Genomic DNA, 20,618 nt, shown 5'->3' on the forward strand with positions numbered 1-20,618 from the left:
CAACGTTAAGGAAAGCAGATGAAAGTCTCTGATAAAACTGTTCAAAGTCTTCGTGTATTGATTGAAGAAAGCAATATGCAAGTTGGAGATCGTCTGCCTGCTGAACGGAAACTGTGTGAACAACTAGGCGTCTCACGCACCTCTTTGCGCGAAGCGATTTCTCAATTGACCAGCATGGGCGTGTTGGTCAGTAAAGTCGGTGCGGGGACTTTTTTAAAGCAATTACCAGCGACTTGGTCGAGTTATCAAATTGTGCAGCCCATCAGCAGTTTGATTAGTGAAGACCCTGCCTACCGTTTTGATGTGCAGGAGGCGCGCATTATTTTGGAAGGTGGTACCGCATGGTATGCGGCACAACGTGCTACAGCAGAGGACTTGGCACATATCCGACATTATTATGATCAGATCAATCATTTTCAGGCTTTAGGCAATGACGATGAAGCAGCGCGTGCAGATGCCAAATTTCATTTAGCAATTGCTGAAGCATCACATAATTTAGTGTTGATTCAGATGATGCGTGGTCTATTTGATCTGTTGCAATTTAATGTCGTATTAGGTCGTCGAAAAGTTTATAGCGAAGCACACCGATTTGATCAATTGCATGATCAGCACTTTCAAGTCATGAATGCAATTGAACGTCGTGATCCTGAAGCTGCACGTAAAGCAGTCTGTGGACACATTGAGTTTGTAGTACAACAGGTGCGTATGATTGATGAAGAAGAAGCTCGTCGTCAGCGTGCCAGTCGATTAAACAGGATATAAGCATGATTATTTCTTCTGCCAATGACTATCGTGAAGCGGCACGTCGTCGTTTACCGCCATTTTTATTTCATTACATCGATGGCGGGGCGTATGCCGAATATACCTTAAAGCGTAATGTAGAAGATTTATCAAAAATAGCGTTGCGTCAACGTGTGCTGAATGACATGTCACAGCTGAGTTTAGAAACCAAACTGTTTAATGAAACCTTATCGATGCCTGTGGCTTTATCACCTGTGGGTTTAACAGGAATGTATGCACGCCGCGGCGAAGTTCAAGCAGCAGTAGCCGCAGATAAAAAGGGCATTCCATTTACGCTGTCTACCGTTTCAGTATGTCCTATTGAAGAGGTGGCGCCAGCGATTCAGCGTCCCATGTGGTTTCAGTTATATGTGCTACGTGACCGTGGCTTTATGAAAAATGCCTTAGAACGTGCCAAAGCTGCAGGCTGTTCAACTTTAGTGTTTACCGTGGATATGCCTGTTCCGGGCGCGCGTTACCGTGATGCGCACTCAGGGATGAGCGGGCCAAATGCAGCCATGCGCCGTTATATGCAGTCGTGTTTCCACCCACACTGGGCGTGGAATGTGGGTTTATTAGGTCGTCCGCATGACTTAGGGAATATTTCAAAATACTTGGGCAAACCAACAGGTTTAGAAGATTATATCGGCTGGTTGGGTAATAACTTTGACCCATCAATTTCATGGAAAGATCTTGAGTGGATTCGTGAATTTTGGGATGGACCGATGGTCATTAAAGGCATCCTTGACCCTGAAGATGCCAAAGATGCTGTGCGTTTTGGTGCAGATGGCATCGTGGTGTCAAACCATGGTGGCCGTCAGCTCGATGGGGTTTTATCATCAGCGCGTGCAATACCGCCAATTGCAGATGCAGTAAAAGGCGATATTAAAATTCTTGCGGACTCCGGTATTCGAAATGGTTTAGATGTGGTGCGTATGCTGGCTTTGGGTGCAGATACCTGTATGCTCGGTCGCGCATTTGTTTATGCACTCGGCGCAGCAGGTGGTGAGGGTGTTTCCAATCTTCTAGAACTGATTGATAAAGAAATGCGTGTTGCGATGACCTTAACAGGTGCAAAAACCATTGCGGATATTACATCTGATTGTTTGGTGAAGTTAGAGAAAGAGTTGGCTGGGTGATTTTTTGAATAGATCTCTTGGGAAAGTTATTCGTCATAAAAAAAATTAGCAATGAAAGTTCCCTCTCCTTGAAGGAGAGGGTTAGGGAGAGTTATTTATTGAATAATTCTCCTAACCCTCTTGCGTAGCATTGCTACTCATCCCAAAGGGAGAAGGGATATTCATTATAGATTTTAATAACAATGACTAAAAACTTTTGATATGTGCAAATAAACCTACGTTGTTTAAATTATTTAAATCAATATTTTTTTATTGCATAACAATGCAATTCCTCTTTGGCGATAAGAGAAAATAATGAAAATGGAAAATTCTACGAGCATGCAAAGTCAATCATCACAAACCATTCAAAACTTTATCAACATCGTAGGTAAGCAACACGTTTTAACTGAAGATAAAGACACACGTTTATACCGCCAAGGTCGTCGTTATGGTGCAGGAAAGGTCTTAGCTGTGGTTACACCGGGCTCTTTGCTTGAGCAATGGCAAGTGCTGCAAGCGGCTGTGGATGCAAATTGTATTGTGATTATGCAAGCCGCCAATACAGGTCTGACAGGTGGTTCAACGCCGTTTGGTGATGACTATGACCGTCCTGTGGTGCTGATAAGTACACGTCGTTTGGTTGGCATCCAAGTGATTAATGAAGGTCAACAAGTAATTTGCTTACCAGGTGCGACATTAGACAAGCTTGAAAAAGATTTGCTGCCATTTAATCGGGAACCACATTCGGTGATTGGTTCTTCTTGTATTGGCGCATCGGTTTTGGGCGGCGTGTGCAATAACTCAGGGGGCGCTTTGGTACGCCGCGGTCCTGCCTATACAGAGCTTGCACTGTATGCACAAGTAAATGACTCAGGTGAATTGGAGCTGATCAATCATTTAGGTGTCAATCTTGGCAATACGCCTGAAGAAATCCTCACAGCGCTAGAAAATAAAAAATATCAAATCAATGACATTGTGAATAATTCTAGTTGCTGTGCATCAGATCAACGCTACTCACATGACGTTAAACAAGTCGATGAAAATACGCCTGCACGCTTTAATGCAGATCCGAGTCGACTATTTGAAGCATCAGGTTCAGCAGGTAAGGTCTGCGTCTTTGCAGTACGCTTAGATACCTTTGAAAAAATTCCTAGTCAGGTGTTTTATGTGGGAACCAATTCGCAAGATGATTTAACAGAAATTCGTCGTTTTCTATTAAAAGATCTTGCACGCCTCCCGATTGCGGGTGAGTACATTCATCGCAAGGCATACGATATTGGGGCTGAATATGGCAAAGATTCTTTTGTATTTATTGAAAAATTCGGCACCGCAAAAGTTCCTGCTGCTTTTGCCATGAAAGATAAAGTCGATGGCTATTTAGAAAAACTGGGCTTTCGAGGTTTGTCAGATAAAATTTTACAACTCGTTACTAAATTTATGCCGAATCATCTGCCAAAACGGATGAATGAATTCCGTGATTTATATGAACATCATTTGATGATTCGTATTGAAAATCAGGATGTTGATCAAGTTGATGCGTATTTGAAAACGTATTTTTTAGACAAAACCTCAGGCAATTATTTTAAATGTACGGATGAAGAAGGACGTAAGGCTTTTTTACATCGCTTTGCGGTGGCAGGTGCTGCCATTCGATATCGTGACACGCATCGTTCAGAAGTGGAAGACATTGTTGCACTGGATATTGCATTACGTCGCAATGATCGAGAATGGGTGGAAACTTTACCGAAAGCCATGGATGAGCAAATTATCCATAAACTCTATTATGGTCATTTCCTCTGCCATGTGTTTCATCAAGATTATATTGTGAAAAAAGGTGTAGATCCTTTGGCAATGGAACATGCAATGTGGCATTTACTCGATGATCGTGGCGCTGAATATCCTGCGGAACACAATGTTGGGCATTTGTATGTGGCCAAGCCTGCATTAAAAAATCATTATCAAAAGCTGGATCCGACTAATAGCTTTAATGTGGGGATTGGACAAACCAGCAAGCTGAAAAACTGGAAATAATGCTTTAAAAAACAACATGCCGTGATGTGAAAGTACACGGCTTTTTTTATGGTTAAAGGATTAATATATCCGGAGGTATTGACCATAAAGGCGAAGAATATTTTCTAAATTGTCATCCCAAAATATAAAAAAACCGCTAAAGTGTTATGCAACAAGTTGCAAAGCCAAAATAAGGATTCAGCATGACAACGACTAGCTATGCAAATATTTTAAAGCCTTTACATTTGGGTTTTACCACGATTAAAAACCGTGTCGTGATGGGGTCCATGCATAGTGGGCTGGAAGATCGTTTTTATAACTATCCTAAATTGGCAGCTTATTTTGGTGAGCGTGCTAAAGGTGGTGTCGGCCTGATTATTACAGGCGGTATTTCTCCAAACCGCCAAGGTTGGCTGTTACCTGCTGGCGGTACCATGAATACGTTAGGTGATATTGCTCCACATCGCTTGGTGACCCATGCAGTACATAAGCATGGTGCCAAAATTTTAATGCAAATCTTGCATGCTGGGCGTTATGGCTATCAGCCTTTTGCAGTGTCAGCGAGTCCGATAAAATCTCCGATTTCACCTTTTAAACCGCGTCAATTGAGTGATAAACAGATTTTAGACACGATAGACGACTATGTACGCTGCGCAAGCTTAGCTCAAAAAGCGGGCTATGACGGTGTTGAAATCATGGGTTCAGAAGGCTATTTGCTGAATCAATTTTTAAGTCGTCATGTCAACCAACGGACTGACCGTTGGGGCGGCGAGATTGAAAATCGTATGCGTCTTGCGGTTGATATTGTGAAATCGATACGTGCTGAAGTGGGTGAGAAATTTATTATCTGCTTCCGTTTGTCATTGCTTGATTTGGTCCATGATGGGAACACCATGGCTGAAGTCATTACTGTTGCCAAAGCTTTGGAAGCAGCAGGTGTGACGTTGTTGAACACGGGGATTGGCTGGCATGAAGCACGTATTCCGACAATTGTAACTTCAGTTCCGCGTGCGGCATTTGTGGATTATACCGCTGAAGTCAAAAAACATGTTGCGATACCTGTCATTGCGTCAAACCGTATCAATATGCCAGATACAGCTGAAGAAATTTTGGCTTCAGGCAAGGCAGATATGGTGCAAATGGCACGTCCATTCTTGGCAGATCCATTTTGGGTGAATAAAACTGCGACCAATCGTGTCGATGAAATTAATACGTGTATTGCCTGTAACCAAGCCTGTTTAGATCATACTTTTAAAAATCAGCGTGCGACGTGTTTGGTCAATCCACGAGCGGCATATGAAACAGAATTGGTTTATTTAAAGACCAAAAAACCGAAGCGCATTGCAGTCGTCGGTGGTGGTGTGGCAGGCATGTCTGCTGCAACGGTTGCAGCAAGCCGAGGCCATGCGGTGACTTTATTTGAAGCTGGTGCAGAGGTTGGTGGTCAATTTAATTTGGCGAAAGTCGTTCCCGGCAAAGAAGAATTTCACGAAACGATTCGCTACTTTAAAGTTCAAATCGAAAAAACGGGTGTCGATCTGCGTTTAAACACGCGTGTAAACCGTGAACAACTTGAACGTGAAGGGTTTGAGGAAGTTGTTATTGCAACAGGTGTGGTTCCTCGCAGCTTAAAAATTGAAGGTAGTGATGCACCGAATGTCTTGTCTTATGCAGAAGTGCTGAAAGGCGCTGCTGTGGGCAATAAAGTTGCTGTGATTGGTGCAGGCGGTATTGGCTTTGATGTATCTGAATTTTTACTCAAACCGCCACATCAGCCACAACCAATGCCTTTAGCGGATTGGCAGCGAGAGTGGGGTGTCGATCCGAATCCGAACTATGTAACAGAAGGCGGTATGCAGGCTGCTGAGATCGAACCTCCTGTTCGAGAAATTTATTTATTACAACGTAAAACAACTGCACTTGGTGCAGGGTTAGGTAAAACATCAGGTTGGGTACACCGTGCACAATTAAAGAAAAATGCGGTTCGTATGCTGCGTGGTGTTCAATACAAAGCCATTACTGATGAAGGTCTTTGGGTTGAACATGCAGGGCATGATCAATTATTACGTGTAGATACAATCGTCGTTTGTGCAGGTCAGGAATCGGTGAAGCATTTGATGCCAGAACAGGGTGAGAAAACCCTTGCCAATTACCATATTATTGGTGGCGCAAAACTAGCAGCAGAGTTAGATGCAAAACGCGCAATACGTGAAGGTGCGGAGCTCGCGGCTAAACTTTAAGGATTTGGCGAAACAATATTCATTTGAAGGGTTTAGTTGTAATTTTTACTTGTCAGATGAATAAAACCTCCGTATTATGGCGCACATGGAAGCGTGGCAGAGCGGTTTAATGCACCGGTCTTGAAAACCGACGAGGGCGCGAGTCCTCCGTGAGTTCGAATCTCACCGCTTCCGCCAAATTCAAAAAAGCCCCTGTAGTGATACAGGGGCTTTTTTTGTTTTAGATTTTAATTTGAGACGGCAACCTTACTTAATAGTATTTTTAAGGACTGTTAAAAATGAATATCAGACTTAAAATTCAGGTCAGAAATTAATACAAGGGTTGTCTAAGGTAGAATTAAAAGTAAGAGAAAAGAATGTTTATAGATTGATAGTGTTGAATTTATTTTTAATGGCCTATTTATTTAAATCTTTCACAAGCATTGGGCAGAGCTATGATCGCTTATTTTGAAAAAATATCAATTGTATTTTATTTGATCAATTGTTTTGAAGTGTTAGCAAGGCTTGGCAAGAGAATTGAAAGTGCTATATTTAAATCACGGTAGGTCATAAAACGACGCTACCAATAAGTTGGACGGATCAATGACAGCTCGTTGAGTTTCGTAATATTTTAGTCTTAAGATATTGCAGACAATAAATCAGCACTAGCCTTCCAACATAGAGCCCGCAGCGATGCGGGCTTTTTAATGCCATTTTAGATTTGAAAATATAGTGCTTTTGTCAAACAATAATTAAATAGTCAACCTATGTTATTGATATATAGTTACTAAAGTAAAATAAGTTTACATTGCCATGAAATCTAACATTTACAAAGCAAGTTGTTGTGTAAAGATGTGATATAAAAAATGCAATTATTAAAACAAGTAGAGACATTACCATGACACAGATGATTGACATAAAGGTAAAGGACCAATTTAGTCAGGTTTATGAAGCACAAGCTTTGGTGCGTAACCCTTCAGAAGAAGATTCAAGAGGGCTGTTTCATCGCATTGAACATATCATTATTGCAGGTGAAATCATCCTACCCAGTATCGAACTACTTTTTGAAAGTCAAAAATCGGACAGTATTTACAAGCTTTTAGAAGCTTAAATTGAATGAATAAAAAAAACTCACCTTATGGTGAGTTTTTTTTTATTTTAGAGTTAAAAATTTAAGTTGTTTGATCTACTTTAAATTGATTCAAAATATAAGAGAGTAACTGATATCGCGTCATCGGATTGCTAGAAGACAGTTCAACGTCTTGTTTACGCACTTGAATTTCTTGAGTTAAAACTCCAGCTTGAAAACGTTGCACGATCATATGATCTTTTGATACATCATGGTCGGTCAGCACTAGTTTTGGTCCAAGGTGCAGATGTCCAATCGCATCTAGACATTGTTCAAGGCTGCTATATAGGTTGAAAAGGATGAGTGCCTGATCATTAGAATAATTGGCTAAATTCATTTTTATTATCCATGGTCAAAAATTATTGAGCAGGAATAGTGTATATGAATTGAGCAACAATAATCTGTATGGATTATTTTTCATTTAATGTCTATCTAGCTAACTTTGGTTAAATCATTGAGACAGCTTAAATCTTTATGAAAAATAAGTTGGAATTCGCTTTAAATTAAAGCGGCTTGAATACCAATGGGACATCATAACGGGCAAATTCTTCAATGATACTGTTTAAAACCAATTGAGCTTGAGGTTCCGCTGCTGTAAAGGTGAGTTCTTGGTTCGTTTGGCTGTTGAAGCATTCAACTTGTTCTATACGCCAAATTGTTTCAATGGCTGTATTTTGAATGACCACACGTCGAGGTTGTAATTCGTCACTAATTTTTCGTGGCATGACATAGGTAATGGCCAATTGAACATCGGGCAATTCGTCTGGTGAGGTTAAGAATGTAAACACCCAATTGCCAATTTTGCTGAGTTGCATAGGATTATCGAAAGAATCAAATTCTAAACAAAACTGTTGTGACATTGACATGCTCAAACGCTAGGAGATCGGTTTTATTCTTGCGATTTTTTACTGTTGATTGACATTAGGGGAAGGTCGTATAAAACAGCAGTTAAAACCATAAAAGAAATAAGTGAATCGATAAAGTTAATAAAATTCAATTCCTTATATTGATATTTGTGAAGAATTACTCACCTCATTAAGTTGTTTTTTGAATGAGAAGTGAGGAAAAGTCTCTAAGTTAAACCAGTTGTTGTAGATTTTTTAGACTGTAATTAATTTGCTGTAATGCATGTTGTAAGAGTTTAGGTTGAATATTGGATTCATTTAGACAGGTGATCCATTGCATCTGACAGGCTTTTAATTCTGCAATGTCCGTGGCCTGTTGAATATTAAGTATTAATTTTTTTGCCATCAGTCCACAATAACGCTGTAAGTAACTGCACATAAAATTCTGTAACTCATCAAAATCATGTTCGATGAAATCAATGATTTGTTCTGCTAATACAGGGTTGTTTGATGTTATGTTTTCAGGTATGGCTTGATTAAATTGATGGGGTATAAAGCCAATTGCATCCATTGGCAGGGAGTCAGTTATTTCGTGCTGTGAATGAGTATGAGGAACTTCCATCGTTGGCATTGAAATTTTATCAAGTGTGACATTTTCTTGCGCTATGCGATCGGATGTCTTTGTTGACGCTATTTTAGGTGTATTAAAAGCAGAAAAATCGGATTTTTGAAGGCGTTGATGATCATGTGCTGTAATTGGCTGAATCAGCCCAAGTTCCATCAGTTGCTCGAGCAAGGACACTTCAGCAATCCGCTGCTGATAATGCACTGGCATTTGGTTAAAGTCATCACTACCAATTAAGAGTAGCAGACGACGTTGTCTTGCATTTAATGCGAGCTGTCGGTCTTTTAAAGTTTGAAAACCCAGCTCAGTTTTTTGATAGTTGAACATGTCTTAATTCCATAGCTCAAAAGAATTAAGGCAATCCTATGCAGTGATAATGACAGTAATATTAAGAAAATATTAAACAATCAATGATTTATAGAGTAATGACAGCAGAGTTTTCTAAAGCTTTACGCAAATAAGGGTCTAAGTCATCTTGACGTAATAGCCATTGCACATAGTCCGCAGGTAATTCTGCAATTGCGGTACCACGGTGTTTACCAAAATTAATACTGCGTGGAATGCGAGCATCTTCCGAAGCTTCGTATAAGTCTTCGATGCTGTTGATTTTTAAGTGATGCACAATATGCATCAAAATATTGGCAGTTAAAATAATATCCATATCTGCGCGGTGAGCTTTACGGATCATTTCACGGGCTTTTTCACTGCCTTTGGTGATCATATATATCAAGGCAGAAATATTATGAGCTTCTGCATCAGGCCAAACACGACGAGCTAGCGCAAGGGTACAAATGGCTTTGATTTTTGAACTATCTACACCGCATTTTTCGAGCGCTCGAATATCGTAGTCGATATTATGCCCAATGATATATGTCGTCTCTGATGGGAGTTCAAAACTGCTGTAGTGGGGCTGACCTTCAAGATCTGATTCTAAAATATGATGAACAGCCATCGCTGCAAAAGAAATAGCTTCATCACAACGATATAGTTGATCAAAAATTTTAGATTTATCTAAGGTGATTTTGGCATCTGCCACCTGAATTGGAGCATAGGCAATCTCGATGGGTTGTCCATTTAGTGTATGGGTTTCTGTGTCGAGAATGATGGCTTGCATGTCCAGTTCCAGCATGTTGAATAATGTTTATGAATGTACATGATCACATCCACACTGACAAACCCATGCTGTGATTATTTGTAGGAATATTATGAAGATGGCTGCGCAGTGTTTAAATAATCTGCTTTTATCGCATCTGCCGAAATAAAACTTTACAGCGGGATAAAGCTAAACCATCTTCTAAATCGACTTATTTTAAAGGCTTTTGTCCATCGTGATATCCAAAAATGTCGCTAAGTGGATTAAGCACTAGAGTATGTTCACGATCAATGGCATGGTGGTTTTTCGGCTTTACTTTTGTGCATATGTTTGTGTAGTTGGCAGGGGGTACAGCATTTTTGTTGATTTTACATTTTGCTTTAACCTCCGAAAAATAGCCCAATCTGTATCCAATGATCAGAAATATAAGTTCAGCCATTTTTCTGAGATCGGGGTGGCTGATGTATTTGAATGTTGTTAATCCATATCGAGCTAAAACAAAGTTTTAGTTCTATATTAATTTGATCAATTAAAATAAGAGTAGTTGCTTAAAAATTAGGCTTGTACAAAAGTTTGTTCCATGTATTTAATGATTCATATTCAATGAAAAATTGACTTTAAAACAACAAACAAAAGGATCATGGAATGAAAATGCTGCGTTTAACGGTTTTAGTCAGCAGTATGCTATTTTTAGCAGCCTGCGGTAATGATAGTAATGACCAACAATTTAGTAATCCTGAAACAAATGCTGATCTCAATCAGATCAAAAATCCGGTGGTAACTACAACAGCCTATAGTCAAGACAATATGCCTGCTGTGAGTGCAGACAGCCGATTGATGACCTATAAAATGCTAGGAGTAGATGGCAAAATTGTTCAAGCCACAGCCTTAGTCTTTACCCCAAAAACAGTTGCTCCGGCAGGTGGTTGGAAAATTGTGGCTTGGGCACATGGAACGACCGGTGTGGCTGATAAATGCGCTCCGAGCCGACAAGGTTTGCAAGGCACTGAATATTTATTGCAAATGTTATTGGCAAAGGGTTATGTCGTTGTGGCACCCGATTATGAAGGATTAGGGGAACCTAGTGGACGTGAAAACCATCCTTATCTGAATCTAAAAAGTGAAGCCTTTTCGATTACCGATGCCGTTGTCGCAGTTCGAAGTTACTTAACCAGTCAAGGTAAAACGGTGTCGAAGGATTGGCTTTCGATCGGACATTCTCAAGGTGGTCAAGCCGTATTAGGTGCAGCTGAATTCGCATCGCGTGCTGACTTAAATTATAAGGGAACGATTGCCATAGCACCTGCAAATAATCTTGCGCTCATTCTTGACGCAGGCGAGAAGTTAGCTGTAGGTAAACCTGCAACCGTGCAAAGTATGATTTATGCACCTTTAGACAGTTTTACTGCGCAGATCATTGCGGGTATGCAAGGGCATAAAAACAGTGTGGAATATTCAAAAGTATTTAGTGGACATCTGGCTGCGATTGCACCTCAGGCTGAAACAGTGTGTTCAGGCGAGTTAACCAAGTTAATTCAAGATGACATGCTTAGTTATGCGAGTCAGAACACGACTTTGGATAACTATGGCCGCACGCAGTCTGATTTCTTAACTTTAAAGCCAATCCAAAACTTTATGAGTGAAGGTTCACAGCCTTTAACGACAGCGGTGAAAACGCCGATCATCATTTATCAAGGTAAAGCCGATCAGACCATTCCAGCAGATGCGACTAAATTTATGATTAGCCTTGCTAAGCCGGGAACATCGATTGACTATCGTGAGCAAGCGACAGCGGATCATCTTACTATTTATACCGATAATCTGGCAAATTTTGTGCAAGATGTAGAGACTCTCATGCCAAATCAATAAGTTGATTTGACTTAAATAATGCTCGTGCAGATTCAACATGGGCATTATTTATTTAAAAACAGCACAAACTTCCCTCTCTCATTTCTAAAACTTCATGCTACAATACGCGCCAATCTTAGCACGGCTTAAAAGCCCTAATTTAATAGGACCTCGCTAATGTTTGCCAACACCTCTATTGCTCAATTTGACCCTGAATTAGCTCAAGCGATCTCGAATGAAGATGCTCGCCAAGAAGCGCACATTGAGTTAATCGCTTCAGAAAACTACTGTTCACCTGCAGTAATGGAAGCTCAAGGTTCAAAACTTACTAACAAATATGCAGAAGGCTACCCTGGCAAACGCTACTATGGCGGTTGCGAGTATGTAGACGTGATCGAACAATTGGCCATTGACCGTGCTAAAGAATTGTTTGGTGCTGATTATGCAAACGTTCAACCACACGCTGGTTCACAAGCAAACTCTGCAGTTTACCTTGCGCTACTTAACCCAGGCGATACAGTTTTAGGTATGAGCTTGGCTCACGGTGGTCACTTGACTCACGGTGCTAAAGTTAGCTTCTCTGGTAAAACTTACAACGCAATTCAATACGGTTTGAACCCAGAAACTGGCGAAATCGACTATGAAGAAGTTGAACGTTTAGCTGAAGAACACAAGCCAAAAATGATCGTGGCTGGTTTCTCTGCGTATAGCCAAGTTGTTGATTGGCAACGTTTCCGAGATATCGCGGACAAAGTTGGTGCTTACTTATTCGTAGATATGGCTCACGTAGCTGGTCTTGTTGCTGCTGGTGTTTACCCAAGCCCAGTACAAATTGCTGACGTAACTACAACGACTACACATAAAACACTTCGTGGTCCACGTTCTGGTTTAATCCTTGCGAAAGCAAACGAAGAAATCGAGAAAAAATTACAATCAGCTGTATTCCCAGGTAACCAAGGTGGTCCTTTAGTTCACGCTGTAGCGGCTAAAGCGATCTGCTTCAAAGAAGCAATGGCGCCTGAATATAAAGCTTACCAACAACAAGTTGTTAAGAATGCGCAAGCAATGGCTGAAGTTCTAATCGAACGTGGTTATGATGTTGTTTCTGGCGGTACTAAGAACCATTTGTTCTTATTATCTTTAATTAAACAAGACATTACTGGTAAAGATGCCGATGCTTGGTTAGGTGCTGCTCACATTACTGTGAACAAAAACTCAGTACCAAACGATCCACGTTCTCCATTCGTGACTTCTGGTATCCGTATCGGTACTCCTGCTGTAACAACGCGTGGTTTTGGCGAAGCTGAAGTACGTGACCTTGCAGGCTGGATCGCTGACGTTCTAGACAGCAAAGGTGACGAAGCTGTGATTGCTACAGTGAAAGAAAAAGTTGCTGCTGTTTGCGCTAAATTCCCAGTTTACGCAAAATAAGTCTGACTTGAGAAAGCCCCCTCAAGGGGGCTTTTTTTTATGTCATCAGAAAAATTCAAAAGTTATCTAAACATTTATATTTCTGATATAACGGAATAAGAGATAACAAAAAATTTGCCCATCGCTATAGATCTGTTGGCAAGGTCGCAAAGGAACTTTATATGAAAAAACCCAATATTATTCTTTCAGAACAAGATTTACATCGCTTAGAAACCATGTTGGAGCATCAGTCTAAGTTGACGCCGACGATGGAACATTTGGAAGATGAGATGGCGCGCGCTGAAGTGGTTGCTCCACAAGATGTCCCTGCCAATGTGGTGAGTATGAATGCCAAAGTTCTCATTAACATTGCACCTGCGACAGAAGCAACCGAAATTACACTGGTCTATCCACATGATTTTCGTGGCGATAAAGGTCAAGTCAATGTTTTGGCTCCAGTGGGCGCTGCCATTTTAGGTTTGGCTGAAGGGCAGGAAATAGAATGGCCGCAGCCTGATGGTCATACCATGAAAGTCAAAATCATTAAAGTGCTCTATCAACCTGAGCGTGAAGGGAATTATCTATAATTCCGCTGTGATATACAGATAAAATCCGCACACAAAGCCATCGATACCGATGGCTTTTTTATTTTTCGATATCGCATTTTTAGATATGAAATCGGCAAATGTTGTTAAGCAGATTTCATTACAACCATAGCAGTTTAACTTGGGAAAACTGTCAAATAATTGACAGAGTCATGGGCACGAAGTCGGCACACTTTATTTCAACAACACCATCGTTGCTTAATAATTTGAAGAATAAGGTAGAGCCCTATGACACAATTAGAATCGAATCATTACAATCCAGACTATCAATATCAGCATATTGAAGTAAAACCTGTAACCGGTCGTATTGGTGCCGAAATTTCTGGCATTCAATTGTCTGGAAATTTAGACAAAAGCGTGGTCGATGAATTTAATCATGCACTATTAAAATATAAAGTTGTATTTGTGCGTGGACAGCAAGATCTCACAGATCTAGAACAAGAAGCCTTTGCACGACTTTTAGGAAATCCGTTGAATCACCCAAGTGTGCCACTCAAAGATGGTACAGCACATACTTTGTCAATTGACTCACGTGGTGGGCGCGCAGATTCGTGGCATACCGATATTACGTTTTTGCCCAATTATCCTAAAGCCACAATTTTAAGAAATGTAGTTGCACCTGAACATGGTGGCGATACGGTTTGGGCCAATACCGTGACCGCTTATGAAGATTTAAGTCCTGAGCTGCAAAAGTTGGCGGAACAATTACGCGCGGTGCATAGCAACAGTTATGACTATGCGGCGCCGAAAGGTCAGTACAATGAAAAAGGTCGCCATTTATTCCGAACCGCGGTAGAAGTGGAAACTGAGCATCCTTTGGTGCGTGTACATCCTGAAACAGGTGAGAAAAGTTTGGTTTTGGGGCACTTCTTTAAACGCTTCAGTGGATATAGTCCGGCACAGTCACATCGTTTATTTGAACTGTTTCAAGAGCAAATCGTGCAATGGGAAAATGTTGTGCGTTGGCGCTGGGCGGTAGGTGATGTTGCGATTTGGGACAATCGTGCGACGCAGCACCGTGCCATCAATGACTATGGTGACGCGCTGCGTATCGCCTCACGTGTCACCATTGAGGGCGATGTGCCTGTCGATGTAAATGGTCAGCCGAGTACCGTACTGAAAAATATTCAAAACACCGACATTTCAAACTTGCGTTCTGAAGCAGGCCGTATTTATGAGAAAGCATCTTAAGTATGAGAGCGTCATTTAAAACAGCATAAAAATAGATAAATAATGCGAAAAACAATGGTTTTACATTTTTCAGCACTTGCCTAAGATCGATGAGATCTTAGGCATTTTTTTATAGACGTGAGCGATCAAAAGAACACCGCCCAACAACATTTGTTGCAAATTTTGCGTAATGAAGACATCTTTCAGGGCTTTAGCGATCAGACTTTAGAACAGCTTGTGCAACAGGTGAAATATTCACGTTTTCATGCACAGAAGCACATCTTAAAACAACAACAAATCGTGCAAGATATTTATATTTTGCTTTCAGGTACGCTACAAATTGGTTGGTTGCAAAACAATGGTGAATTGATTGTCAATGACTATATTCGTCGTCAGTCGGTATTTAATTTTGTCGCACTCTTACAACAAAAGCCTTTGAATTATGATTATTTTGCTGCGACACACGTCGAGGTGGCAATCATTTCTGGAACAACGTTTTCAGCGGTTTTACAGCGCGATCCACAGGCGCTTTGGAATGTCGTGCAATCTCTCAGTCGACGCATGTATTTGATGTTTGAGCATAATCGTTATTTGAGAACAGCAACGCTAGAGCAGCGTATCGCAAGACATTTGATTCGACTCTATGAACAATATGGCTGTCGGCAGGAAATTCCTTTGAGACTCAGTCAGCAGGAATTTGCAGAGTCTTTTAATATTTCACGCCAAACCTTGAATAAACATCTACAGCAATTTGTTCAAACACAGGTGATCGCGTGGAATTATGGACAAATCGTGATCTTGAATCTTGGGCGTTTAAGGCAAATGAGTGAACTAGATGAATAACTAGATTTAAAATTTGACGAGAAGCCATTATCGCAAATGGCTTCATTAACCTTACCTAGATTAGTGCTTACTGATTTTATCCAAATATCCCATCATAAAAGCAGAAAAAACAAAGGTTAAATGCATGATGATGTACCACATGATTTTGTCATTGGGGATGTTTTTCGCATCCATAAAAATACGCAATAAATGAATCGAAGAAATTGCCACGATTGATGCTGCAACTTTGAGTTTTAATGAATTGGCATCCATGGTGCCGAGCCAGTTCAAGCGATTGGTCGATTCATTAATTTTTAATTGCGAAACAAAGTTTTCATAGCCTGAAAACATCACCATTACAATCAGTCCGCCCACCATAGTCATATCGACCAAAGAGAGGATGACTAAAATCAGGTCAGCTTCTGAATATTCTAAAATATGCGGAAGGACATGAATGACTTCTTGGAAAAATTTAATCGCGAGCAGTAGCAGTGCAAAGGATAAACCAAAGTACACGGGAGCCAGAATCCAACGTGCAGCATACATTGTGTTATGGAAAAAACGTTCCATTTAAGCCTCTAAAATTATTGATCTAATATTTGGTTCTAAAGTATATGAATTAAATTTTACGATAATTTTGATAATAATTCATGTAGAGTCAGTTGTTTAATTTAAATCTAGATTGAACCTTTGGGTATCTTAAGCTTGAATTCATCTGTGTAGGTCATCATACCCATTGAAATGATGCCGTATGGCTGCTTAGGCGGATCTATAGGCAACGGTTGAATTTAATGACGAAATTTGACCGATGAAATAGATATATTTTTTGCAAAATACTACAAGACTTTTATGGCAAAACTTGTAGTATAAAAATGATTTTATTGAGTTTAATTGGCTATGTCACAAATTGATGTATTGGTGCCGTTAAAGGATATTACGGTAGATCGGGCGGAAGTGCTTTCGATTAAGCGGAATGACCTTGTGCCATTACTGACCGATCAATATCGTCTAAATCATTATGCAGATCAATTAATTCAAGCACAGTCGGTGCTGCTAGACGGTGTTGACCCTCAATTGACGAAACAACTTAGTCAAACTATTGAACAGTTGATTCAAGCTCTAGCCAATTCAAAAAAATATTTAAAAACACGCAAATTTAATGCCCTGCAAAAATGGTTAGGCATCGATTTGGAATATGGTTCAGGACAAGTTGAATATTACAAAAATCTAGATCAATTACTTGATCGGGCAAATCATCTGAGCCAAAAGTTACAGTTAGAAATTCAAAAGTCCCAAGCACGTTTTAATCAATTGCAAGGCTTACGTGAGCAAATGGCGCGCTATATCGTCGCGGCTGAAGAGTTCTTGGTGGAATACCCACAGTTTGTGAAAAATCAGCATCCGCTTGACAACTTTGCAGAACGTTTATCGAAAAAGGTGAATACGTTGCAAACCTTACAAGCCAGTAATGATATTGCAATTACGCAAATGCAGCTTTCTCAGCAGCTTTCTTTTGGATTATTAGATCGATATAAGGAAGCTCAGCAGGTGTTGATTCCAGCATGGCAATATCATGTGAAACAAAGTCTTCAAAGTAACTCGACAAGTTCATTGGAAAAGCTTGATAATAGCCGTGAAAATTTGATTAAAACTTTAAAAAAATCATTAGAGAATTCCTCTAAGTCTTAGAAATATAAGGTGAGTTATGACCGATTTAGATGCCAAAAATTTACCCGTTGAAGTAAGCAAAGAGTTGACTGAAGAAAAATTTCAGCAACTCAATTTGCAGGAAATTGGCTTACAAACTTCCGATTTTCACGAAGTCGAAGCTGCACGTAAGGAATTGGCAGATTTAAGTCATAATAGTGTTGCTGAATATGGTAAAAACATTGCCACCAAGACGTCGACCTATACCGATGAATTATTAAATTTGGTGCAAAATAAAGATCTAGATGCGACAGGTCAAAAGCTCAATCAGGTGGTACAAGTCGCACAGCAACTAAACACCACGAGCATTTTAAATAAATCTAAAAGCTCAGGATTTTTTGGTGGTTTACTGAGTAAATTTAAAGGTGCCAAGCAAAGTTTTGATCAGCACTTTAATACCACCAAAGAGCAAATTGATGCGTTGGTCAAAGAAATTGAAACTTCGCAAAATGGCTTAAAAGCGCGTGTAAATACCTTAGATAAAATGTTTGAAGGCGTACAAGACGAATATAAACAATTAGGGGTGTATATCGCCGCAGGTAAGTTGAAAGAGCAGGAAATCCAACAGGAAATTGCAAGCTTAACCACTCAAGTTCAAGATCAAACCACTACGCAAAAAATCTATGACCTCAATCATTTGGCAAATAATCTTGAAAAACGTGTGAGTGATCTACAGATCTTGCAACAATCTGCTATGCAGACCTTGCCGATGATTCGCATTATTCAATCCAATAATTTGATGTTGGTTGATAAATTTTATGCTATTAAAAATATCACCTTACCGGCATGGAAAAACCAAATTAGTTTGGCGATTTCATTGCAAGAACAAAAGAACAGCGTGCAATTGGCAAATAGCATTGATGATGCGACCAATGACCTATTAAAACGCAATGCAGATTTATTGCATCAAAACTCTGTCGATACAGCGAAAGCCAATCAGCGTTCAGTGATTGATATCGAAACACTTGAACATGTGCAAAATACCCTCATTAAAACCGTTAATGATGTGATTCAAATTCAGAAAGAAGGTGTACAAAAGCGTGAAGAAGCGACGACACGTATTCGTGCCTTACAAAACAATTTGAATCATCTGGTGATTGAATCGAGTGGTTCAAACCCTTCTTCATAAGCTGTGAGGGAGGTGAAAATATAATCTGAAGGAGTATGTCTTTGCCTCCCATTGATGAATATGCGCTAAATCCGCAGCAACTGGAAACAGGGCTTCAAACCATTAAGAAGCGTCAACGCAATTTGACGTTATTGACTTTAACCAGTGTTTCTGTGCTGATCGTTTCGGCTGTGATGCTGTTTATTCAGCATGATATGGTCTATAGCTTTTTTGGCCTAAGCTCTAGCGTACAGCAATTGCATATACCCATTAGTGCAGGTGATTTGGCATATCAACTCGGTGAGTCCTCCGACTATTTTTCAAATTTTTTATCCTTTATTGGTTGGTTATTTCTCAAACTCATCGTTTCATTTATTGGCGCATTTTTCTTGGTTGGATTTCTAAAGAAATTTCAATTTTTTAGAATTCGCTTCCAATCTTTTGTATTGAAATTTGTCGGCTGGATTTTATCGTTTATTGTGCTTTGGTCAGGCTTAACTTATGTGCAATATGACCTTAATCATGATGACCGTGCAGCAGATCAAAAATTGGTATATTATGAAAAAAATATTCAGGAAAGCCAGCTGGCTTTCGAAATGGAAGATGCACAATTGGCAAAACCCGTGCAAGCCTATTTACTTGCACAAGCTGCTTTGATGCATAAGCCTGTAGATCGTGCGCCAGCAATTCCTTTGGTGCAATCCTTAATCAATACCGAGCAACAAAATCCAGCAAAATTCCGTGAATACGGTTTTCAGCCTGAACAGCTCTGGGCGATGCAAAATCAGCTATTTGATAAAACCATGACACCGATGGCGCAAAGCGTGGAAAAACAAGTTCAGCAAGCCAATGTAGTAGAAGTTGTTGTACGTTGGCTGTTGATGACCGTGATAGTACTCACGCTGGTTTTGAGCTTAATTTTGTATCTGCTTTCTCAGCAGTTCAAATCACGGATTAATCGAATTGAGCAGGGACTTCATTAATAGGCCTATTTTCTTTTTAGATCATTGCATTGCTCAGAATAAAAATCCCCATCACATTGTATGGGGATTTTTGATCTTGGGTAGATTAACTTGCGCGATGAAAAAGTTGTCGAAGTTCCTGTGTAGAAAAAGTCTGATCATTCACTTCACCATCCACAAGGTAAAAAGGAATCGGGTGCTGTCCCTTTGATTTTACATACTGTGTAATTTCATGCTGGCGGTCTGCAATATCTTTATGTTGAATTGAGCGCAGTACTTTCGAGCCATCTAAACCAATGCCTTCAATAATGCTTTTTAAAACGTGAATTTCAGCAATATTTTGACCGTGTGCAAATAATGCATGGAATAGGGCTTGAGTCAGGGCATATTGATCCAGAATATTGTCCAAGGCCAATATAGCTTGATGAGCCAGTTGACTGTTTGGCATACGTTTCATGTACTCAATATTGACAATCACATCTTCGCTATAAGCGGCAAATTTTGTCATTTCGAGTTTTCGCTTTGCTGCACTTGCGCCATACTTATTGGTTAAATACTGCAGCACATCTAAGCCTTGTTCAGGAATTTCAGGAACGCGTTGAATCGGCAATAGCTCTACACGGGTTGCTGTATGTTCATTCCAGTTTTGTTTTAACTTTTGAAATGCGACATAACTCATGGGATAAACAATATCAAAGACAAATTCAATTTTCATTATTCTGCTCACTGTTGATTTTATACTTGTAGATCGATGGCTGATTGATACAAGGGATTGATTTCGGCTTTATTGATAGAACTCATAAGCAGTCAAATCATCTGATATTTCCTTTGATTTAAAGCCGACTTGCTGAAATGAAACTTAAAGCTTTATAAAGATTTTGTAATTGATCAGGTCGTGCGTTGGGTCTTGTATAGAGTTGGTGTAATTTCAATAAAAAAGAAAAAAATGAGGAATTTATCACGATATATGTGTGCGAAATAATTCATTTTAATGTTAATATACGTCCATATATTTATGATTTAGAAAGAAATTTAATCACTTGATTTGTAAAACCGATTAATTTTATAAAAACAAACCGTTTCACCTATTTAATGGTTTGTTCTATCATTCTCTCATCAAATAAATTTACTCCTCTGGAGACGTTAGCAATGTTAGATCAAAATACT

19 protein-coding genes and 1 tRNA gene are annotated in these 20,618 nt (G+C 39.8%); 14 read left to right on the top strand and 6 right to left on the bottom strand.

The window, feature by feature from the left end; all coding sequences use genetic code 11:
- Positions 1 to 18: 18 nt before the first annotated feature.
- The 6 genes from lldR to FTU80_RS14650 all read left to right on the top strand — a co-directional run bounded on the left by lldR (position 19) and on the right by FTU80_RS14650 (position 7,238).
- The gene (gene lldR, locus FTU80_RS14625) at positions 19 to 762 is read left to right on the top strand and encodes a transcriptional regulator LldR (protein ID WP_078189144.1); all 744 of its coding nucleotides are present in this window, start codon (positions 19 to 21) and stop codon (positions 760 to 762) included.
- A gap of 2 nt (positions 763 to 764) precedes the next feature.
- Positions 765 to 1,919 carry an FMN-dependent L-lactate dehydrogenase LldD gene (lldD, locus tag FTU80_RS14630; protein WP_180085834.1) on the top strand — a complete coding sequence of 385 codons (1,155 nt, stop codon included), beginning with the start codon at positions 765 to 767 and terminating at the stop codon, positions 1,917 to 1,919.
- 318 nt (positions 1,920 to 2,237) lie between these two features.
- Positions 2,238 to 3,929 carry a D-lactate dehydrogenase gene (gene dld, locus FTU80_RS14635; protein ID WP_180085854.1) on the top strand — a complete coding sequence of 564 codons (1,692 nt, stop codon included), beginning with the start codon at positions 2,238 to 2,240 and terminating at the stop codon, positions 3,927 to 3,929.
- A gap of 182 nt (positions 3,930 to 4,111) precedes the next feature.
- Positions 4,112 to 6,148, top strand: coding sequence for an NADPH-dependent 2,4-dienoyl-CoA reductase (locus FTU80_RS14640; RefSeq protein ID WP_180085836.1), 2,037 nt, complete (start codon positions 4,112 to 4,114; stop codon positions 6,146 to 6,148).
- 87 nt (positions 6,149 to 6,235) lie between these two features.
- Positions 6,236 to 6,325 (top strand) — tRNA-Ser (locus tag FTU80_RS14645).
- A gap of 700 nt (positions 6,326 to 7,025) precedes the next feature.
- On the top strand, positions 7,026 to 7,238 hold the full coding sequence (locus FTU80_RS14650; RefSeq protein ID WP_111885766.1) for a hypothetical protein: 213 nt from the start codon (positions 7,026 to 7,028) through the stop codon (positions 7,236 to 7,238).
- 61 nt (positions 7,239 to 7,299) lie between these two features.
- Here FTU80_RS14650 and FTU80_RS14655 read toward each other — a convergent pair whose 3' ends face one another.
- The 4 genes from FTU80_RS14655 to FTU80_RS14670 form a co-directional block, all read right to left on the bottom strand.
- Complete coding sequence (locus FTU80_RS14655) at positions 7,300 to 7,593, bottom strand: hypothetical protein (RefSeq protein WP_078192906.1); 294 nt, start codon at positions 7,591 to 7,593, stop codon at positions 7,300 to 7,302.
- A 166-nt stretch (positions 7,594 to 7,759) separates the two neighbouring features.
- Positions 7,760 to 8,116: a hypothetical protein gene (locus FTU80_RS14660; RefSeq protein ID WP_078189130.1), complete on the bottom strand. Its 357-nt coding sequence runs from the start codon at positions 8,114 to 8,116 to the stop codon at positions 7,760 to 7,762.
- 217 nt (positions 8,117 to 8,333) lie between these two features.
- Positions 8,334 to 9,053, bottom strand: coding sequence for a hypothetical protein (locus FTU80_RS14665; protein ID WP_180085838.1), 720 nt, complete (start codon positions 9,051 to 9,053; stop codon positions 8,334 to 8,336).
- Positions 9,054 to 9,141: 88 nt separating this feature from the next.
- A complete protein-coding gene (locus tag FTU80_RS14670) occupies positions 9,142 to 9,840 on the bottom strand; it encodes a 3'-5' exonuclease (RefSeq protein ID WP_180085840.1) in 699 nt (232 codons plus the stop codon).
- 624 nt (positions 9,841 to 10,464) lie between these two features.
- Here FTU80_RS14670 and FTU80_RS14675 point away from each other — a divergent pair.
- From FTU80_RS14675 to FTU80_RS14695, 5 genes are all read left to right on the top strand, one after another.
- The gene (locus tag FTU80_RS14675; protein ID WP_180085842.1) at positions 10,465 to 11,688 is read left to right on the top strand and encodes an alpha/beta fold hydrolase; all 1,224 of its coding nucleotides are present in this window, start codon (positions 10,465 to 10,467) and stop codon (positions 11,686 to 11,688) included.
- A gap of 156 nt (positions 11,689 to 11,844) precedes the next feature.
- A complete protein-coding gene (gene glyA / locus FTU80_RS14680) occupies positions 11,845 to 13,098 on the top strand; it encodes a serine hydroxymethyltransferase (RefSeq protein ID WP_180035998.1) in 1,254 nt (417 codons plus the stop codon).
- A gap of 161 nt (positions 13,099 to 13,259) precedes the next feature.
- On the top strand, positions 13,260 to 13,664 hold the full coding sequence (gene rnk, locus FTU80_RS14685) for a nucleoside diphosphate kinase regulator (RefSeq protein WP_078192900.1): 405 nt from the start codon (positions 13,260 to 13,262) through the stop codon (positions 13,662 to 13,664).
- Positions 13,665 to 13,910: 246 nt separating this feature from the next.
- Entirely contained in the window at positions 13,911 to 14,873 is a 963-nt protein-coding gene (locus FTU80_RS14690; protein ID WP_180085844.1) for a TauD/TfdA family dioxygenase, read from the top strand.
- Between the two features lie 117 nt (positions 14,874 to 14,990).
- The gene (locus FTU80_RS14695; RefSeq protein ID WP_180085846.1) at positions 14,991 to 15,695 is read left to right on the top strand and encodes a Crp/Fnr family transcriptional regulator; all 705 of its coding nucleotides are present in this window, start codon (positions 14,991 to 14,993) and stop codon (positions 15,693 to 15,695) included.
- Positions 15,696 to 15,755: 60 nt separating this feature from the next.
- Here FTU80_RS14695 and FTU80_RS14700 read toward each other — a convergent pair whose 3' ends face one another.
- Entirely contained in the window at positions 15,756 to 16,244 is a 489-nt protein-coding gene (locus FTU80_RS14700; RefSeq protein ID WP_078189122.1) for a TIGR00645 family protein, read from the bottom strand.
- Between the two features lie 327 nt (positions 16,245 to 16,571).
- Here FTU80_RS14700 and FTU80_RS14705 point away from each other — a divergent pair, with 327 nt between their 5' ends.
- Genes FTU80_RS14705 through FTU80_RS14715 form a run of 3 tightly spaced genes read left to right on the top strand, consistent with a single transcriptional unit; the run spans position 16,572 to position 19,472 of the window.
- Positions 16,572 to 17,363, top strand: coding sequence for a tellurium resistance protein (locus FTU80_RS14705; RefSeq protein WP_180085848.1), 792 nt, complete (start codon positions 16,572 to 16,574; stop codon positions 17,361 to 17,363).
- Positions 17,364 to 17,379: 16 nt separating this feature from the next.
- On the top strand, positions 17,380 to 18,510 hold the full coding sequence (locus FTU80_RS14710; RefSeq protein WP_111885756.1) for a toxic anion resistance protein: 1,131 nt from the start codon (positions 17,380 to 17,382) through the stop codon (positions 18,508 to 18,510).
- A 41-nt stretch (positions 18,511 to 18,551) separates the two neighbouring features.
- A complete protein-coding gene (locus tag FTU80_RS14715) occupies positions 18,552 to 19,472 on the top strand; it encodes a hypothetical protein (protein WP_180085856.1) in 921 nt (306 codons plus the stop codon).
- An 85-nt stretch (positions 19,473 to 19,557) separates the two neighbouring features.
- On the opposite strand, the gene FTU80_RS14720 is transcribed toward FTU80_RS14715, so the two are convergent.
- A complete protein-coding gene (locus FTU80_RS14720; RefSeq protein ID WP_180085850.1) occupies positions 19,558 to 20,166 on the bottom strand; it encodes a DsbA family protein in 609 nt (202 codons plus the stop codon).
- Between the last annotated feature and the right edge of the window lie 452 nt (positions 20,167 to 20,618).

The sequence above is a fragment of the Acinetobacter sp. YH12145 genome, assembly GCF_013418335.1.
Classification (GTDB): Bacteria; Pseudomonadota; Gammaproteobacteria; order Pseudomonadales; family Moraxellaceae; genus Acinetobacter; species Acinetobacter amyesii.

What these genes read in the sequence shown, in the direction of transcription:
- lldR (WP_078189144.1), top strand. Translation starts at nt 19, where the DNA reads ATGAAAGTCTCTGATAAAACTGTTCAAAGTCTTCGTGTATTGATTGAA.
- lldD (WP_180085834.1), top strand. Translation starts at nt 765, where the DNA reads ATGATTATTTCTTCTGCCAATGACTATCGTGAAGCGGCACGTCGTCGT.
- dld (WP_180085854.1), top strand. Translation starts at nt 2,238, where the DNA reads ATGCAAAGTCAATCATCACAAACCATTCAAAACTTTATCAACATCGTA.
- FTU80_RS14640 (WP_180085836.1), top strand. Translation starts at nt 4,112, where the DNA reads ATGACAACGACTAGCTATGCAAATATTTTAAAGCCTTTACATTTGGGT.
- FTU80_RS14650 (WP_111885766.1), top strand. Translation starts at nt 7,026, where the DNA reads ATGACACAGATGATTGACATAAAGGTAAAGGACCAATTTAGTCAGGTT.
- FTU80_RS14655 (WP_078192906.1), bottom strand. Translation starts at nt 7,593, where the DNA reads ATGAATTTAGCCAATTATTCTAATGATCAGGCACTCATCCTTTTCAAC.
- FTU80_RS14660 (WP_078189130.1), bottom strand. Translation starts at nt 8,116, where the DNA reads ATGTCACAACAGTTTTGTTTAGAATTTGATTCTTTCGATAATCCTATG.
- FTU80_RS14665 (WP_180085838.1), bottom strand. Translation starts at nt 9,053, where the DNA reads ATGTTCAACTATCAAAAAACTGAGCTGGGTTTTCAAACTTTAAAAGAC.
- FTU80_RS14670 (WP_180085840.1), bottom strand. Translation starts at nt 9,840, where the DNA reads ATGCAAGCCATCATTCTCGACACAGAAACCCATACACTAAATGGACAA.
- FTU80_RS14675 (WP_180085842.1), top strand. Translation starts at nt 10,465, where the DNA reads ATGAAAATGCTGCGTTTAACGGTTTTAGTCAGCAGTATGCTATTTTTA.
- glyA (WP_180035998.1), top strand. Translation starts at nt 11,845, where the DNA reads ATGTTTGCCAACACCTCTATTGCTCAATTTGACCCTGAATTAGCTCAA.
- rnk (WP_078192900.1), top strand. Translation starts at nt 13,260, where the DNA reads ATGAAAAAACCCAATATTATTCTTTCAGAACAAGATTTACATCGCTTA.
- FTU80_RS14690 (WP_180085844.1), top strand. Translation starts at nt 13,911, where the DNA reads ATGACACAATTAGAATCGAATCATTACAATCCAGACTATCAATATCAG.
- FTU80_RS14700 (WP_078189122.1), bottom strand. Translation starts at nt 16,244, where the DNA reads ATGGAACGTTTTTTCCATAACACAATGTATGCTGCACGTTGGATTCTG.
- FTU80_RS14705 (WP_180085848.1), top strand. Translation starts at nt 16,572, where the DNA reads ATGTCACAAATTGATGTATTGGTGCCGTTAAAGGATATTACGGTAGAT.
- FTU80_RS14710 (WP_111885756.1), top strand. Translation starts at nt 17,380, where the DNA reads ATGACCGATTTAGATGCCAAAAATTTACCCGTTGAAGTAAGCAAAGAG.
- FTU80_RS14720 (WP_180085850.1), bottom strand. Translation starts at nt 20,166, where the DNA reads ATGAAAATTGAATTTGTCTTTGATATTGTTTATCCCATGAGTTATGTC.